This is a genomic window from Nonomuraea cavernae, assembly GCF_040655715.1.
Classification (GTDB): Bacteria; Actinomycetota; Actinomycetes; order Streptosporangiales; family Streptosporangiaceae; genus Nonomuraea; species Nonomuraea cavernae_A.
The window spans coordinates 111,175-128,059 of the sequence record NZ_JBFAKL010000017.1; the positions used below are offsets into that span (position 1 = coordinate 111,175).

General features: G+C 72.6%; 13 protein-coding genes. 10 read left to right on the top strand and 3 right to left on the bottom strand.

From position 1 onward, the window contains the following. Positions 1 to 276: 276 nt before the first annotated feature. The 7 genes from hpnC to hpnH are packed head-to-tail and all read left to right on the top strand — an operon-like array spanning position 277 to position 8,780. On the top strand, positions 277 to 1,098 hold the full coding sequence (gene hpnC / locus AB0I38_RS24440; protein WP_358471784.1) for a squalene synthase HpnC: 822 nt from the start codon (positions 277 to 279) through the stop codon (positions 1,096 to 1,098). A 7-nt stretch (positions 1,099 to 1,105) separates the two neighbouring features. Next, positions 1,106 to 1,963 carry a presqualene diphosphate synthase HpnD gene (gene hpnD / locus AB0I38_RS24445; protein WP_358471786.1) on the top strand — a complete coding sequence of 286 codons (858 nt, stop codon included), beginning with the start codon at positions 1,106 to 1,108 and terminating at the stop codon, positions 1,961 to 1,963. Then, on the top strand, positions 1,960 to 3,297 hold the full coding sequence (hpnE, locus tag AB0I38_RS24450) for a hydroxysqualene dehydroxylase HpnE (protein ID WP_358471788.1): 1,338 nt from the start codon (positions 1,960 to 1,962) through the stop codon (positions 3,295 to 3,297). Before hpnD ends, hpnE begins: the two co-directional genes overlap by 4 nt. Beyond that, positions 3,294 to 4,361: a polyprenyl synthetase family protein gene (locus tag AB0I38_RS24455; RefSeq protein WP_358471790.1), complete on the top strand. Its 1,068-nt coding sequence runs from the start codon at positions 3,294 to 3,296 to the stop codon at positions 4,359 to 4,361. The genes hpnE and AB0I38_RS24455 overlap by 4 nt, the downstream gene beginning before the upstream one ends. 2 nt (positions 4,362 to 4,363) lie before the next feature. After that, positions 4,364 to 6,292 (top strand): squalene--hopene cyclase, encoded by a 1,929-nt coding sequence (shc, locus tag AB0I38_RS24460; protein ID WP_358471792.1) that lies wholly within the window; start codon positions 4,364 to 4,366, stop codon positions 6,290 to 6,292. Next, positions 6,289 to 7,776, top strand: coding sequence for a 4-hydroxy-3-methylbut-2-enyl diphosphate reductase (ispH, locus tag AB0I38_RS24465; protein ID WP_358471794.1), 1,488 nt, complete (start codon positions 6,289 to 6,291; stop codon positions 7,774 to 7,776). The genes shc and ispH overlap by 4 nt, the downstream gene beginning before the upstream one ends. After that, a complete protein-coding gene (gene hpnH / locus AB0I38_RS24470) occupies positions 7,776 to 8,780 on the top strand; it encodes an adenosyl-hopene transferase HpnH (protein WP_358471796.1) in 1,005 nt (334 codons plus the stop codon). The genes ispH and hpnH overlap by 1 nt, the downstream gene beginning before the upstream one ends. 12 nt (positions 8,781 to 8,792) lie before the next feature. On the opposite strand, the gene AB0I38_RS24475 is transcribed toward hpnH, so the two are convergent. Next, positions 8,793 to 9,530, bottom strand: coding sequence for an SDR family NAD(P)-dependent oxidoreductase (locus AB0I38_RS24475; RefSeq protein WP_358471798.1), 738 nt, complete (start codon positions 9,528 to 9,530; stop codon positions 8,793 to 8,795). A gap of 153 nt (positions 9,531 to 9,683) precedes the next feature. Between AB0I38_RS24475 and AB0I38_RS24480 the strand changes: the two genes are divergently transcribed. Together AB0I38_RS24480 and AB0I38_RS24485 are read left to right on the top strand one after the other, a co-directional pair. After that, the gene (locus AB0I38_RS24480) at positions 9,684 to 11,474 is read left to right on the top strand and encodes an alkyl/aryl-sulfatase (protein WP_358471800.1); all 1,791 of its coding nucleotides are present in this window, start codon (positions 9,684 to 9,686) and stop codon (positions 11,472 to 11,474) included. A gap of 5 nt (positions 11,475 to 11,479) precedes the next feature. Then, positions 11,480 to 12,883: an MFS transporter gene (locus AB0I38_RS24485; RefSeq protein WP_358471802.1), complete on the top strand. Its 1,404-nt coding sequence runs from the start codon at positions 11,480 to 11,482 to the stop codon at positions 12,881 to 12,883. Positions 12,884 to 13,274: 391 nt separating this feature from the next. Here AB0I38_RS24485 and AB0I38_RS24490 read toward each other — a convergent pair whose 3' ends face one another. Beyond that, positions 13,275 to 14,267, bottom strand: coding sequence for an NAD-dependent epimerase/dehydratase family protein (locus tag AB0I38_RS24490; RefSeq protein ID WP_358471804.1), 993 nt, complete (start codon positions 14,265 to 14,267; stop codon positions 13,275 to 13,277). A gap of 190 nt (positions 14,268 to 14,457) precedes the next feature. On the opposite strand from AB0I38_RS24490, the gene AB0I38_RS24495 reads away from it, so the two are divergent. Beyond that, positions 14,458 to 15,819 carry a sensor histidine kinase gene (locus AB0I38_RS24495; protein ID WP_358471806.1) on the top strand — a complete coding sequence of 454 codons (1,362 nt, stop codon included), beginning with the start codon at positions 14,458 to 14,460 and terminating at the stop codon, positions 15,817 to 15,819. Here the strand turns inward: AB0I38_RS24495 and AB0I38_RS24500 are convergent, their stop codons facing one another. Continuing rightward, positions 15,820 to 16,818, bottom strand: a complete 999-nt coding sequence (locus AB0I38_RS24500) for a LacI family DNA-binding transcriptional regulator (RefSeq protein WP_358471808.1) — start codon at positions 16,816 to 16,818, stop codon at positions 15,820 to 15,822. Between the last annotated feature and the right edge of the window lie 67 nt (positions 16,819 to 16,885).

Sequence of the window (16,885 nt, forward strand, 5' to 3'; positions counted from 1 at the left end):
CGTCCCCCCGGTGCGGTGGCGCGGTGGTGGGCTGGGCATGCGGTCCTCCTCCGTGCTGTGCGGGGATCACGTGTCCGCAGGCCCGTACGGTTAAAACCGCGATTTCGGAATTATTTGGCTTATGGGCGATTTCGGATGGAAGGTACGAAGAGAAGTCGCATGAATGCGTAAATTCGACACCGAGGCCGCGTAATAGATGCCGATGAATGGCGACTGTGTAGTTTTGTGGCACCACTCGGTGGAGATTCCGTAGCAATGGCATCGCAGCAGGACTGCATGCACAATTTCATATCGAAGGCCAAGCGGGAGAATTTCCCCGTGGCCTTGCGGGTGCTGCCGCGTGCCTACCGGCGGCACCTGCTCGCCGTATACGGGTTCGCGCGATTCGTCGACGACCTGGGCGACGAGGCCGCGCCGGACGACCGGTTGCGGTTGCTCGGCGACGTCGAGTCGGACCTGGCACGCCTGTACGCCGGATCGAGCCCGCGCCTGCCGCCCGTCCGAGCGCTGGCGCGAACCGTCGAGACCTGTTCGATTCCGGCCGAGCCCTTCCACCGGCTGGTGGAGGCGAACCGGCTCGACCAGACGGTCACCCGTTACGACACCTTCGATGACCTGCTCGGCTACTGCGAACTGTCGGCGAACCCCGTCGGGCACCTGGTCCTGCACGTGTTCGGCGCGGCGGCTCCCCGGCGGCTGACCCTGTCGGATCGGGTGTGCTCTGCGTTGCAGATCATCGAGCACTGCCAGGACGTGGGTGAGGACTACGCGAGGGGCCGGGTCTACCTGCCCGGCCAGGAACTGCGCCGGTTCGGTTGCGCCGAGACCGACCTGGCCGGCGAGACCACGCCGGAGGCGCTGCGCCGGGTGGTGGCCCTGCAGACCGGACGGGCCGCGCGGATGCTGAAGGACGGGCGCCCGCTCGTCGCCTCGCTGTCCGGGTACGCCCGGCTCGCGGTCGCCGGATACGTCGCGGGGGGCCTCGGCACCGTCGCGGCGCTCGAACGGTCGGCTCATGACGTCCTGGGAACCGCCATCCGCCCCCGCCGCAGCCGTTCGCTGGCCACGTGGCTCCGCATTCTCGCGACATGGAGGTGACGAACCGGTGACCGCGTCCCACGCATACCGGCGCTGCGAGCAGATCGTCCGCACGCGGGCGAGGAACTTCTCCTACGGGATCCGGCTGCTACCGGCGCCGAAGCGCCGGGCGCTCAGCGCCGTGTACGCCTTCGCCCGCCGGATCGACGACATCGGGGACACCGACGGGCCCGCCGAGCAGCGGCTCGCCCGCCTGTCGGAGGCCCGTGCCGCGCTGCGCGGGTCGCGGCCCGACGAGGGCAACCTCGTGATGTACGCCCTGACCGACGCGGCCCGCCGCTACCCCATCCCGCTGGAGGCGTTCGAGGAGCTGATCGACGGCTGCGCGGCGGACGTGCGCGGCACCACGTACCAGAACTTCGAGGACCTGCTGTTCTACTGCCGGTGCGTCGCCGGCTCGGTCGGGCGGCTGTCGCTCGGCGTCTTCGGCGCCGACGACCCCAAGGCGGCCGCGCCGCTGGCCGACGCGCTGGGCGTGGCGCTGCAGATCACCAACATCCTGCGCGACGTGCGCGAGGACCGGCTGGCCGGGCGCGTCTACCTGCCGGCGGAGGACCTGGAACGGTTCGGCTGCACGCTGGACGTCGACTCCTCCGGCCGGTTCACCGACGCGCCGCAGCGGCTGGCCGCGCTCGTCCGCTACGAGGCCGAACGGGCCCGCGAGTGGTATCAGGAGGGGATCCGCCTGGTGCCCCTGCTCGACCGGCGCAGCGCCGCGTGCACCGCGGCGATGGCCGGCATCTACCGGTCCCTGCTCGACCGCATCGCCGCGCACCCCGTCGAGGCGCTGGCCGCCAGATCGTCGCTGCCGACGTGGCGGAAGACGACGATCGCCGCCCGCGCCCTGATGGGAGGAGGCGGGTGAACGGCGCACCGCCGGCTCCCGTCGCGGTCGTGGGGGGCGGGCTCGCGGGCATCGCCGCGGCCGTCGCCCTGGGAGAGGCCGGGCACACGGTCACCCTGTACGAGGCCCGCCCGCGACTGGGCGGCGCCACCCATTCGTTCGAGCGTGACGGGCTGGTCGTGGACAACGGCCAGCATGTGTTCCTGCGCTGCTGCACGGCCTACCGGGGGCTGCTCGACCGGATCGGCGGCGCAGGCAGGGTGCGGCTGCAGGACCGGTTCGACGTCCGGGTCCTCACGCCGCAGGGCCGGACGGGACGCCTGCGCCGGACCGTGCTGCCCGGGCCGTTCCATCTGATGCCCGCGCTCGCGACCTACTCCCTTCTGCGGCCGGCCGACCGGTTGCGCGCGGTCCGCGCGTCGCTCGCGCTGGCCCGGCTCGACCCGGCGGACCCGGCGCTCGACCAGGTCGACCTGGCGAGCTGGCTGGCGTCCCACGGTCAGCGCGACCCAGCGCGGGAGGCGCTCTGGGAGCTCTTCTCGATGGCGGCACTGAACATCGGAGGCGAGGAGGCGGCGCTCGGGCCGGCGGTGAAGGTGTTCAAGACCGCCCTGCTCGGCCGGGCCGACGCCGCCGACCTCGGCATTCCGGCCGCGCCCCTCGGAGAGCTGCACGGCACCGCCGCCCAGGACGCGGTCAAACGGCGCGGCGGCGAGGTGCGGCTGTCGGCGAAGGTCACGGCCATCGAGCCGGGCCCGATGATCGTCGTGGACGGCGACCGGATCCCGCTGTCCGCGGTGATCGTGGCGACGCCCCACGAACAGGCCGCCAGGATCGTCCCCGTAGAGGCGGCACCCGACCGGGACCGGTGGCAGGGGCTGGCCGCGAGCCCGATCGTCAACGTGCACGTCGTCTACGACCGTCCGATCACCGACCTGCCGTTCGCCGCCGTCGTGGGCTCGCCCGTGCAGTGGGTCTTCGACAAGACCCGCGTGGCCGGGCTGACCAGGGGCCAGTACCTCACCATCTCCGTGTCGGCCGCCGACCGGTGGATCGACCTGCCGACCGCGAAGATCCAGACCGCGTTCGTGCCCGCGATCGAGCGGCTGTTTCCCGAGGGGCGGCGGGCGCGGCTGACCGACTTCTTCGTCACCCGAGAACGGCGCGCCACCTTCCGCCAGGGGCCGGGCAGCGGCGCGCTCCGGCCCGGGGCCGCCACCCGGTGGTCCGGGCTCTACCTCGCCGGCGCGTGGACCGACACGGGCTGGCCCGACACGATGGAGGGTGCGGTGCGCAGCGGACTCAAGGCGGCCGGACTGGTCAGGCGGCACCTGCTGGGACGGGCGGCCTCATGACTCCGGTCGTCCCCGCCGTGGTGGCGGCGGCCAGACAGCTGGTCGACCCCGTCCTGCGTGAGGCGGTCGCCCGGCTCGACCCGATCACGGCCCGGGTGGCCGGTTATCACTTCGGCTGGACCGAGGAGCCGGGCGGAGCTTCGCCGGGTGGCGGTTCGCCGGGCGGCGCCTCCTCAGGCCGCTCCTCAGGCGGTTCCTCAGGAGGCGGCAAGGCGCTGCGGCCCGCGCTGGTGCTGCTCTCGGCCAGGGCGGCCGGAGGCGACGTCGCGCGGTGCTCGCCGGCCGCCGCCGCGGTGGAGCTCGTGCACGCGTTCTCGCTGCTCCACGACGACATCATGGACGGTGACCGGATGCGCCGGCACCGGCCGGCCGCCTGGACGGTGTTCGGCGGCTCCGAGGCCATCCTGGCGGGCGACGCCCTGCTGGCGCTGGCCGGGGAGCTGCTGGTCGAGCGCGACGGCTCCGGCCACCTGGACGCGGCGCGCTCGCTGAGCCTGGCCGTACGAGGGCTCATCGCGGGCCAGGGGATGGACCTGGAATTCGAGCGGCGCGACGACGTGAGCCTCGACGAGTGCCTGCGGATGTCGGCGCGCAAGACCGGTGACCTGCTCGCGTGCGCCTGCTCGATCGGCGCGATGACGGCCGGCGGGTCCGCGGAGCTGGTCGAGGCGCTGGCGGCGTTCGGGGCCGAGGCCGGTCTCGCCTTCCAGCTGGCCGACGACCTGCTCGGCATCTGGGGCAGCCCGGAGACGACCGGGAAGCCGGTGCGGTCGGACCTGCGCGCCCGTAAGAAGAGCCTGCCGATCGTCGCCGCCATCACCGGCGGTGGCGCGGCGGGCGAGCGCCTGGCCCGCCTCCTGGCGCAGCTGGCGCCGCTGTCGGAGCCGGACCTGGTGGAGGCGGCCCGGCTGGTGGCCGAGGCGGGCGGGCGTACCTGGGCCGAGACCGAGGCCAAACACCGGCTCGACACCGCCGGTCGCCATCTCGCCGGAGTGGAGATGCCCGCAGCCGTCCGGGAGGAATTCCTGGACATCGCCAGATTCATCACAGCCCGGGATCACTGACCATGACCACAGTCGACACCCTTCCGTCCGCGTCCAGCGCCCAGCTGGCCCTCGACGCCGCGTGCGACCACCTGATCGGCCTCCGGTCCCCGCAGGGGTGGTGGAAGGGCGAGCTGCAGACCAACGTGACGATGGACGCCGAGGACCTGCTGCTGCGGGAGTTCCTCGGCATCCGGTCCGCGGACGACACGGCCGCGGCGGCCCGCTGGATCCGCTCCGAGCAGCGGGCGGACGGGACGTGGGCCAACTTCCACGGCGGGCCGCCCGACCTGTCCACCACCGTCGAGGCCTATGTCGCGCTTCGGCTGGCCGGCGACCCGGTCGACGCCCCGCACCTGCGGGCCGCCGCCGAACACGTCCGGCAGGCCGGCGGCATCGAGGCGACCCGGGTCTTCACCCGGATCTGGCTGGCGCTGTTCGGCGAGTGGTCGTGGGAGGACCTGCCCGTCCTGCCGCCCGAGCTGATGTACCTGCCGCCGTGGATGCCGCTCAACGTCTACGACTGGGCGTGCTGGGCCCGGCAGACGATCGTCCCGCTCACCGTGGTCAGCGCGCACCGGCCCGTGCGCCCGCTCCCGTTCGACCTGGCCGAGCTGCGCACCGGCCGCCGGGCGCGGCGCGGCGCGCGTACGGGATGGGAGGGGGTGTTCGGCGGCCTCGACCGGCTGCTGCACCACTACGAACGGCGGCCCGTGAAGGGCGTGCGCGCGGCGGCGCTCCGGCGCGCCGCCGAGTGGATCGTGGCCCGGCAGGAGCTCGACGGCTCCTGGGGCGGCATCCAGCCTCCCTGGGTGTATTCGCTGATCGCGCTCAACCTGTCCGGGTACGACGTCGACCATCCCGTCATGCGCAGGGGGATCCAGGGGCTCGACCGTTTCACCATCCGGGACGGCGGGGGCCGCAGGCTGGAGGCCTGCCAGTCGCCCGTCTGGGACACCGCGCTCGCGGTCAACGCGCTCCTCGACGCCGGCGTCCCGCCCGCCCATCCCGCCGTCGACGAGGCCGCCGGCTGGCTGCTCGGCGAGGAGATCAGAGGGCCGGGCGACTGGACGGTGCGCCGGCCCTCGCTGGCGCCTGGCGGCTGGGCGTTCGAGTTCGACAACGACGGCTATCCCGACGTCGACGACACGGCGGAAGTCGTTCTCGCGCTGCGCCGCACGCTCCACCCGGACGCGCGGCCGGCGATCGACCGCGGCGTGCGCTGGATGACCGGAATGGCGTCCCGTGACGGCGGCTTCGCGGCGTTCGACGCGGACAACACCCGCACGCTGTGCACCAAGCTGCCGTTCTGCGACTTCGGCGCGGTGATCGACCCGCCGTCGGCCGACGTGACCGCCCATGTCGTCGAGGCGCTGGCCTACGAGTGGCCGGCCGGTTCGCCGGAGCTGCGGCGTGCCGTCATCTGGCTGCTGAAGGCGCAGGAGGCGGACGGGTCATGGTTCGGCCGCTGGGGGGCCAACCACGTCTACGGGACCGGCGCCGTGGTGCCCGCCCTGGTCGCGGCCGGGGTGCGCACCGAGGCGCGGTGCGTACGGCGCGCGGTCGCCTGGCTCGCGCGCCACCAGAACGAGGACGGCGGCTGGGGCGAGGACCTGCGTTCCTACGACGATCCTGAATGGATCGGGCGCGGGGCGTCGACGCCGTCGCAGACGGCCTGGGCGCTGCTGGCCCTGCTCGCCGCCGGGGAGAGCTCGCCTGTGGTGGAGCGGGGCGTGCGGTGGCTGGTCGAGCAGCAGCGCCCGGACGGGACCTGGGACGAGCCCCACTTCACCGGCACCGGCTTCCCCGGCGACTTCTACATCAACTACCACCTGTACCGGCTCGTCTTCCCGATCAGCGCCCTCGGCCGTTACCTGCGCGCCCGCGCGACAGCCGCCACGGCAGGGGAGAGACAGGCGCCGGAAGAGCCGGCACTGGGGGAGACATCGTGACAGCGCTGCTGATCTGCACCGCCCTGGGCCTGGAGGCGTGGGCCGTCCGGCGCGGCCTCGACGCCTCCGCGACGGGCGTACGGGTGATCCGGACGGGGGTGGGGCCGCGCCGGGCGGCCCAAGCGGCGGCGGCCCTGCCGGAGTCCGGCGCGCTGGCCGTGGCCGGGTTCGCGGGCGCGCTCGACGCGACCCTGCGGCCGGGGGACGTCGTGGTGGCGAGCGAGGTGCGCTTCGGCGGGCAGGTGTTCCCGTGCCCGTCGGCGCCGCTGCTCGCCGGGGAGCTGACTCGCGCCGGCCTGTCCGTACGCACCGGCCCGCTGCTGACCTGCGACCACGTGGTGACCGGGGTCGAGCGCCGGCGGCTCGCCGGGACGGGAGCGCTCGCCGTCGACATGGAGACCGGCCCGCTGGCCGCGGTGGCGGACGGCCGGCCGCTGGCCGTGGTGCGGGTCGTGGTCGACACCCCGCGCGTGCCGCTGCTGAGCGCGGCCACCCTGCGCGGCTCGAACCTGGCCCGCCGCGCGCTGACCCGGGTCGGCCCGGTCCTGACGCGCTGGGCGGCGGCCGCCGCGCCCCGGACCGTGCTGCTGGCCGCCCCCCGGTCGTTCTGCGCCGGAGTGGAACGCGCCATCGAGATCGTGGAGCGGGCCCTGGACCGCAACGGCCCGCCGGTCTACGTGCGCAAGCAGATCGTGCACAACGAGCACGTCGTCCGGGAGCTGGAGCAGCGCGGGGCCGTCTTCGTCGACGAGCTCGACGAGGTCCCGACCGGCGCCGTCACCGTCTTCTCCGCCCACGGCGTGGCGCCGAGCGTGCGGGAGGAGGCCGGGAGCAAGGACCTGCGCGTGATCGACGCCACCTGCCCGCTGGTCGCCAAGGTGCACGCCGAGGCCCGCAGGTTCGCCGGGCGCGGTCGTCAGGTCGTCCTCATCGGGCACGCCGGGCACGAGGAGGTCGAGGGGACGCTGGGAGAGGTCCCGGACTCGCTGCTGGTCGAGGACGCGAGCCAGGTCGCGGAGCTGAGCGCCGACCGGCCGGTGGCCTACCTGACGCAGACGACGCTCGCCGCCGACGAGGCGGAGGAGGTCGCCGCGGCGATCCGGGCGCGGTTCCCCGGCGCGGAGGGCCCGGCGCAGGAGGACATCTGTTACGCGACGACCAACCGGCAGGCGGCCGTGCGCGTGGTCGCCGACGAGGCCGACCTCGTGCTCGTCGTCGGGTCCGCCAACTCCTCCAACTCCCAGCGGCTGGTGGAGGTCGCCGGCCGCCGGACACCCGCCTACCTCGTCGACGACCCGGGTGACATCGCGCTGGCCTGGCTCGACGGCGCCGGGACCATCGGGCTGACCGCCGGGGCCTCCGCTCCACCTCCGCTCGTCGACGCCGTCGTGACGGCACTGCGCGGCCTGGGCGCGGTCACGGTCGAGGAGCGGCGGGTCGCCCAGGAGACCACCAGGTTCACGCTTCCCAAGGAGGTGCTGTGATGACGATTCCGGTCCGCCAGAGCCTGCGTGTCGGCGGTTACATCCTGCGCAACAAGCTGCGGCGCCAGTCGAAGTTCCCGTTGCTGGTCGAGTTGGAGCCGTTGTTCGCCTGCAATCTCGGCTGCGCCGGTTGCGGCAAGATTCAGCATCCCGCCGACGTCCTGCGGCAGCGCATGCCCGTGGACCAGGCCGTGGCCGCGATCGAGGAGAGCGGCGCGCCGATGGTGTCGATCGCGGGCGGCGAGCCGCTCATGCATCCGCAGATCGGGGACATCGTCCGGGAGCTCGTCGCACGCAAGAAGTACGTCTATCTCTGCACCAACGCGCTGCTGATCCCGAAGAAGATCGACCAGTTCGCGCCGTCCCGGTACTTCGCGTGGACGGTGCACATCGACGGCCTGCGCGAGCGCCACGACGCGTCGGTGTGCAAGGAGGGCGTGTTCGACGAGGCGGTCGCCGCCGTCCGTGAGTGCCGCCGGCGGGGTTTCCGCGTCACCACGAACACCACCTTCTTCAGCACCGACAGTCCGCAGACGGTCGTCGACGTGCTCAACTACCTCAACGACGACCTGGCCGTGGACCAGATGATGATCTCTCCCGCGTACGCCTACGAGAAGGCGCCGGACCAGGACCACTTCCTCGGTGTGCGGGAGATCCGCGAGCTGTTCCGCAAGGCCTTCGCCGGGGGCAACCGCGGCAGGTGGCGGTTCAACCACTCGCCCCTCTTCCTCGACTTCCTGGAGGGCAAGGTCGACTTCCCCTGCACGGCCTGGGCGATCCCGTCGTACTCGTTGTACGGCTGGCAGCGGCCGTGCTACCTGATGGCGGACGGCTACGCCCGGACGTACCGGGAGTTGGTGGAGGAGACCGACTGGGACTCCTACGGCCGTGGCCGTGACGCCCGGTGCGCCAACTGCATGGCGCACTGCGGATACGAGCCCACGGCGATGTTCGCCACGCTGGGCTCGCTCAAGGAGACGCTCCGGGCGGTGCGGAGCCGCTGACCGCTCCGGCCGTCACCCGAAGCGCCGCATGAGGCGGCGGAACGGGCCGGGAGCGGCGCCGCGCAGCCGCGCCGGCAGGCGGAGCCAGGCCGGCACGTACGACTCGGACCGCTCGTTCCGGATCGCGGCCATGATGCCGCGCGCCACCCGCTCCGGCGGCATGGGCAGCGGCCAGGGGCGATCGTAGGGAGCGCCCCGCCGCTCGAAGAACGGTGTGTCCACCACGCCGGGCAGCACCACCGACACGCCGATCCCCGGGCTCTCGCGCAGCTCGTCGCGGAGCGCGTCCGCGAAGGCGACGAGCCCCGCCTTGGCCGCGGAGTAGACCGCCTCGCGTCCCACGCCGATCGCGCCGGCGATCGAGGCGACGAAGACGACGTGGCCGCGACCCGCCTCGACCATGCCGGGCAGGAGCAGCCGGGTCAGCTCGATCGGGGCGGTCAGGTTGACCGTGACCAGCCCTTCGATCCTGTCCGGAGGCATCCGCGCGAAGGCGCCGGCCCATCCCGCCCCGGCGTTGTTGACCAGGATGTCGATGGAGCCGGCCAGCCGGGCGAGGGCGCGGGCGCCGGTCGTGATGTCGGCGACCACGGCCCGCCCGCCGGTCTCGGCCGCGACCGCCTCCAGCCGCTTCCGGTCACGTCCCGCCAGCACCAGCAGCGCGCCGGCGTCGGCCATCGCCCGCGCGGTCGCCGCGCCGATGCCCGAAGAAGCGCCCGTGATCAGGACGCGGGCGCCGTCAAGTCTCATGACGATCACTTGTCAACCTCATGTGGCCGACGCTAGTGCGCGCGGGCCGGTCGGTCGACCGCGACGCACCGCCGGGAGTTTTGTCCGTATTTGCCGGATAAGAAGGGGCTCGCATGACCATGTCGGTACTGGCCTGCGGGCATGCAGTTGAGTATGGCTGACCTTCCATTTCACGACCGCCGCGATTTCGATGACGCGGCCCGCGGCTTCATCGCGAAGCTCACCCCGGCGGTCATCAGGACCGAGGACGGCAGGGTCATCTGGGACAACGACTCCTACGGATTCCTCCAGGAGGAGTGTCCGGACACGGCGCACCCGAGCCTCTGGCGGCAGGGGCAGCTGTGCGCCAGGCAGGGCCTGTACGAGGTGACCGACGGCGTCTACCAGGTCCGCGGGCTGGACCTGTCGAACATGACGATCGTCGAGGGCGACACCGGGGTCGTCATCGTGGACCCGCTGCTGTCCACCGAGTGCGCCGCGGCGGCGCTCCGTCTCTACCGGAGCCACCGGGGAGACCGGCCGGTCACCGGCGTCGTCTACACCACCCCGCACGCCGACCACTTCGGCGGCGTGCGGGGCGTTACCGACGGCGGGGTGCCGATCCTGGCGCCCGCCGGGTTCCTGGAGCGGGTGGTGACCGAGCACGTCTACGCCGGCCCGGCGACGAGGCGCCGGACCGCCTACCTGTACGGGCCCGCGCTGGAGCGCTCGCCGACGGGCCAGCTCGGCTCGGGCGTCGGCATGACCCTCTCCACGGGCACGGTCTCGCTGATCGCGCCCTCGGTCGTCGTCACGCGCACCGGGCAGGAGGAGGTCGTCGACGGCGTGCGGATGGTGTTCCAGCTCACCGAGGCGTCGGCGGAGATGAACTTCCTCTTCCCCGGCCGCCGCGCCCTCTGCCTGGCCGAGAGCGCCACCCACAACCAGCACAGCATCCTGCCGCTCAGCGGCGGCCCCGTACGCGACGCCCGCGGCTGGGCCCGCTACCTGACCGGCACCCTGGGGATGTTCGCCGGTCACGCCGACGTGGCCTTCGCCTCGCACCACTGGCCCACCTGGGGCGGCGAGGACATCGTGCGCTTCCTGTCCCAGCAGCGCGACCTGTACGCCTACCTGCACGACCAGACCCTGCGCCTGATGAACAAGGGCCTGACCGGGCCCGAGATCGCCGAAGCCGTGCGGATGCCCCCGGGCCTCGAACGGGTCTGGCACGCCCACGGCTACTCCGGCTCGGTCAGCCACAACGTCAAGGCCATCTACCAGCGGTATCTGGGCTGGTTCGATGGCAACCCCGCGCACCTTTGGGAGCACCCGCCGCGCGAGAGCGCCATCCGCTACGTGGAGTGCCTGGGCGGAGGGGCGGCCGTGGTGGCCTACGCCAAGGGCTACCTCGAGGAGGGTGACCTGCGCTTCGCCGCGCAGCTGCTCAACCACGCCGTCTTCGCCGACGAGGGCAACAAGGAGGCGCGCGACCTGCTCGCCGAGGTCTACACCCGGCTCGCGTACGGCGCGGAGAACGGCACGTGGCGCAACTTCTACCTGATGGGCGCGCTGGAGCTGACCGAGGGCATCGTGCCGGCCGGTTCGCGCGCCGCCTGGCCGCACCTGGCGGTGGCGCTGGGCGTCGAGCAGATCTTCGACTCGATCGCCATCCGGATCCACGGCCCGAAGGCGTGGAACGAGTGCCTGGCCATCGACTGGCATCTCACCGATCTCGGTGAGTGTTACCGTACGACGCTGTCCAACGGCGCGTTCACGCAGCAGCTCGACCCGCCGGACGGACCCGTCGACCTGACCTTGCGGCTGACCCGGGCGCAGCTCATCGGCCTGCTGGCCGGCCGGGGCGTCGAGGGGGTCGACCGGGAGGGCGACATCGGGGTGCTGCGACGGCTGGTGGCCGTCCTCGACGGGCCGTTGCCCGACTTCGCCGTTGTCACGCCCTGACCCGCATGACCGGCCTGGATCAGCGCAAGCGGGCTCTCGGCATCTGCCTGGTGGCGGCGTTCATGTCCGGGCTGGACGTGAGCATCGTCAACGTGGCGCTCCCCTCGATCCGCGATGGGCTGCACGCCTCGGAGGACGGGCTGCAGTGGATCGTGTCGGGCTACGCGCTCACGTTCGGGCTGCTGCTCGTCCCGGCCGGGCGGCTGGGCGACGCGCGCGGTCGCAAGACCATCTTCCTGGTCGGTGTCGCGCTCTTCACCCTCGCCAGTGCCACCTGCGGCCTGGCCTCGGACATGACCGTCCTGATCGTGTCGCGACTGGTCCAGGGCATGGCGGCGGGGCTGATCAACCCGCAGGTGTCAGGGCTGATCCAGCAGATGTTCCGGGGGGACGAGCGGGGGCGGGCGTTCGGCGCGCTCGGCGCCGTCATCGGGCTGTCCACGGCGGCCGGGCCGCTGATCGGCGGCGCGCTGGTCACGGCGGTCGGTCACGAGGAGGGCTGGCGGTGGGTGTTCCTGGTGAACCTGCCGATCGGGGCCGTGCTGCTGCCGCTGGCCTGGAAGGTGCTGCCGGTCACCGGGGCGGCCGACCGGCGGCGGGAGAGCCTCGACCCGATCGGCGTGCTGCTGCTGGGCCTGGGCGTGACGGGGCTGCTGTTGCCCTTCATCCAGGAGCAGCGGTGGCCGGGCAACGCCAAGTGGCTGCTGATCCCGGCGTCGCTGGCCGTGCTGGCCGGGTTCGTGGCGTGGGAGCGGGCCTACCGCCGGGAGCCGCTGATCGACCTGGCCTTGTTCCGGCTGCGTACGTACAGTCTGGGGACGATCATCGCGTTGCTCTACTTCGCGGGATTCACCGGGATCTTCTTCATCTTCACCCTGTACCTGCAGAACGGCCACGACTACAGCGCGCTGCTGGCCGGGCTGGCGATCACGCCGTTCGCGCTGGGGTCGGCGGGGGCGTCGGCGGTCGGCGGCCGGCTGGTGACGAAGATGGGCCGGCTGCTGGTGGCGCTCGGGCTGGGCACGGTGGTCGTCGGCCTGGCCCTGACCATGTTGGCCACCGAACTCGTGCCGGGGCAGGGCGTGGGGATGGCGACCGCGCTGCCGCTGCTCCTCGCGGGCATCGGCAGCGGACTGGTGATCGCGCCCAACCAGGCGATCGCGCTGTCGGAGGTGCCCCCCGCCGGTGGAGGAAGCGCGGCGGGCGTGTTGCAGACCGGGCAGCGGCTGGGCTCGTCGATCGGGATCGCCGCCGTGGGCTCGACCTTCTTCAGGGGCCTCGGCGAGGGGTGGGCGACGGGGTTCAGGCATGGCCTGATGGTGGTGGTGATGTTCGTGGTGATCGCGCTGGTCGCCGCCCTCTACGACCTGGCCCGCGAGCGCGTCCAGAGAGCAGGGAGCCGGAACTGATCGACGAACTGCCACGCGGAGGGCACTACGGCGCCCGACCCGCACTGTGCCGGAAAGATCGGGCTTCAGCTACGGCGATAAACCGCAAAGACGGAAACATCCGCTTCAGCATCGACGAGCAGAATGGCGACGAAGCCGGGCCCACTCTACGGCGGGCAAGCCGAGCGGCCCGGACACCGTGAAGCGGAGGCGGGTGGGCGTTCCGGCCGACTTAAGACCGTGCCAAGTACCCCCGCGCCCGAAGTAAGGCCGAAGGCGAAAATCACCAGACCCCGGGCAATCGCGGTCGGCCGGAACGCCCACCCGCCTCCGCGGCCCGCACGGGGGCCCGCACGGGGGCCCGCACGGGGGCCGCTCCACACGGACCCGCGCATACGGCCCGAACGACGGCCTACGGCCGCACTTGCTCCAGGAGCTTGGCCTCCACCTCGGGGTCGAGCCCGAGGGGAGGGCGGTCGGCCCGCGTGGGCGGCGGACCGGGCAGGCCGCGCAGCCAGGCCCAGGTGTCGGCCACGGTCTCCTCGACCGGACGGCAGCGCAGCCCCGCCGCCACGGCCTTGGACACGTCGCCCTGGTGCAGAGCGTCATGGTCCTCGCCGGTCAGCCAGATCGGCAGATCGATCCACGGCTGCACGCCGGCCGCGAGAATCGTCTCGGGCTCGGCCCATCGGAGCCGGGCGTCGGAGCCGGTCACCTGGACACAGGCCTCCAGCAACTCGCCCATGGTGGTGAAGGCGGGCGGGCTGACCATGTTGTAGGGCCCGCTCAGGCCGCGCTCGGCGGCGGACAGGCACCACAGAGCCAGGTCGCGGGTGTCGATGTACTGCAGGCCGAGGTCGGCGGGGCCGGGGGCGAGCACTGGACCACCCCGGGCGACGCGGTGCAGCCACCACGGCAGCCGGCCGATGTTCTCGTGCGGCCCGAGGATCAGCCCCGCCCGGGCCAGCAGCGCCCGGTCGCCGAACGCCGCCACGGCCGCCAGCTCGCCGCCCATCTTGACCCGGGCGTACTCGACCGCGACCTCGTCGTCGGGGGAGCCCTCGACCAGGGGCGCGGTCTCGTCGGCGCCCGCCGGCATGGGGAAGTGGTAGACCGAACGGGAGGAAACGTAGACGAAGTGGCCCGCCCGGTCCGCCAGCAGGCGCGCGGCGTCGCGCACGGCGGACGGCGCCCAGGCCCAGGTGTCGACGACGACATCCCACTCGCCCCGCTCGATCGCGGTCAGCCCGCCGGGCGCCGTCCGGTCGCCGCGCAACGCCGTCACCCCAGCGGGTGGCTCGTGGGTGCCCCGGTTGAACATGCTCACGTCGTGGCCGAGGGACAGCGCCTCGTCGACGAACGCCCGGCCCACGAACTCGGACCCGCCCAGCACCAGCAGCCTCATGCCCTCACCCTGGCCTACCGGCCGGGGGCTCGCCAGGGACGCACGCCCTCAGCGGAATCGCCCAAAGCGTAAGCATGCCTCCCCTTGCGGAACGTCACCGCCGCCATGGCTCCCTCCGGACATATGGGCAGGTCGAAACCGCTTCCATGGGGTACGTGTCACGGAGGGTAACGCTGGGGGCTAGGGGCTGGTGAAAAGGATCTTTCCGCGCTCGATCAGGGCGCGCCTGACCATGATCGCGATGCTCGTCGCGGCCGTGCTCTTCTGCCTGACCGCCGTCGTAACGCTGTCCACGGTGCCGGCCAACCTGCGCGGGGTTGAACAGAGCAGGCTGGAGCTGGCCGTGCGCAGGGTGGCGAGCGACGTCCGTATGGGCCAGCTCAGCAGCACCCTGCAGACGCCGTCACAGGTGCAACTGCTCCAGGTCGTCTCCGCCGACGGCAGAATCCTCGCGGTCAGCGAGGGGCGGCGCCCCGAGCCGAGCCTGGCGGCCGTCAAACCGCCCGCCAACGAGACCGTCTACGAGACCGAACGCACCTTCGCGCCCGACACAGAGCCCCGGGGCGACTACCTGGTAATGGCCATGCGGGTGCGGAGCCCGCGCGGCGAGACCACGGTGTACGGGGTCGCCTCGCTCGCCGACGTCCAGCGGGCCCTGCTCTGGCTGTACGTCCTGGTCTTCGCGGGGACCCCGCTGGTGGTGCTGATCGTGGGCGGGCTGACCTGGCTCATGGTCGGCCAGGCGCTGCGACCGGTCGAGCGCATCCGGGCGGAGCTGGCCGAGATCACCGGCAAGGACCTGGCCCGCCGGGTGTCCGTCCCTGAGAGCGGCGACGAGATCACCCAGCTTGCGACGACCACCAACCACACGCTCGACCGGCTCGAACGCTCGGCGGAGACCCAGCGCAGGTTCGTGGCCGACGCCTCGCACGAGCTGCGCAGCCCCATCGCCGGGCTGCGCGCCCAGCTGGAGTACGCGAACGCCTATCCCGAGGAGACCGATTGGAGGGTCACCGGCTCGCGCGCCCTCGCCGCCGCCGAGCGCCTCACGGGCATCATCGACGATCTGCTCATCCTGGCCCGGCTCGACGCCGGAGTCACGGCCGCCCGCCAGGTCGTCGACCTCTGCGACGTGGTCAGGGAGCAGGTGAAGCGGCGCGCCGGCGGTCGCGTGCCGATCTACCCCGACCTCTGCGAGTCGGCGCCCGCCGTGGGGTCGGCCGTGCAGTTCGACCGGCTGCTGACCAACCTCCTGGACAACGCGGCCAGGCACGCCAGGAGCAGGATCGACGTGACGATGACGGTCGACGACGGAGAGGTCGTGCTCACGGTCACGGACGACGGCGCGGGCATCGCACCGAAGGACCATGAACGCGTCTTCGAGCGCTTCACCCGCCTCAAGGAGGGCCGTCTCAAGGACAAGTCAGGCAGCGGCCTCGGCCTGTCGCTCTCGCGGGAGATCGCCACCGCCCACGGCGGCACTCTGACCCTCACCGACCACCATCCGGGCGCGCAATTCGTGCTCCGGCTGCCCATGCGCCAGGATGGGTGATCAGGCCGAGTCGCGGACGATCAGCTCCGTGGGCAGCGTCACCGGGTCGAGATGGTCCGCCCCGTCGATGAGGGCGAGCAGCAGGCGCACGGTCTCAAGGGCGACGTCGCCGAGCGGCTGGCGGATCGTGGTGAGCGGTGGATGGGTGGAGAGCGCCACCGAGGAGTCGTCGAACCCGCCCACCGCCACGTCGTCGGGCACCCGCCGCCCCGTCTGCCGCAGCGTGTGGAGCGCGCCCGACGCCATGACGTCGGAGGCCGCGAACACCGCGTCGAGGTCGGGCACCCGCTCCAGCAACCGGGCCATGGCGCTCTCGCCGCTCGCGTGGGTCCAGTCGCCGTGCTCGATCAGCTTCTTGGACGCCTTGCGGCCGAGAACGTCGGCGAAGCCCTCCAGGCGCTGGATGCCGCCCGGAGTGTCGAGCGGCCCGGTGATCATCGCGATCTTCCGGCGGCCCCGCGACACGAGGTATTCGGCCATCTGGCGGGCGCCGCCGCGCTCGTCGCAGGCCGCGTAGGGGATCACCGACTCCCGGCCGATGACGGCGCCGCAGGAGACCGCCGGCAGGTGGCTGCTCCGCAACGCGTCGACCAGGGGGTCGCCCGCGTGGGTGGAGACCAGTAGCACGCCGTCGGCGTGGCCGCCGCGCACGTAGCGCAGCACCTGCTCGCGGTCGCGGTCGTCGCCGGCGATCATCATGACCAGCGACAGGTCGCGCTCGCCGAGCCGGCGGATGGCGGTGCGGATCGTGGTGCTGTAGTTGGGGTCTTCGAAGATCTTCTCGTTGGGCTCGGAGAGCACCATGACCACGGAGCCGGCTCGCTGCCTGACCAGGTTGCGGGCGTTGCGGTTGACCACGTAGCCGGTCTCGGCGATGGCCCGCTCGATGGCGATGCGGGCCGCCGGGCTCACGTAGCGGTCGCCGTTGAGCACGCGTGAGACGGTGCCGCGGGAGATCCCGGCCGCGGCGGCCACGTCGTGGATGGTCGGCCTTTTCACGTCCCTCAGCATCTCATGGGCGGCTGCGCAAGCTCTGTGAGCGTACACAGGTGCTTGCAGCCGGATT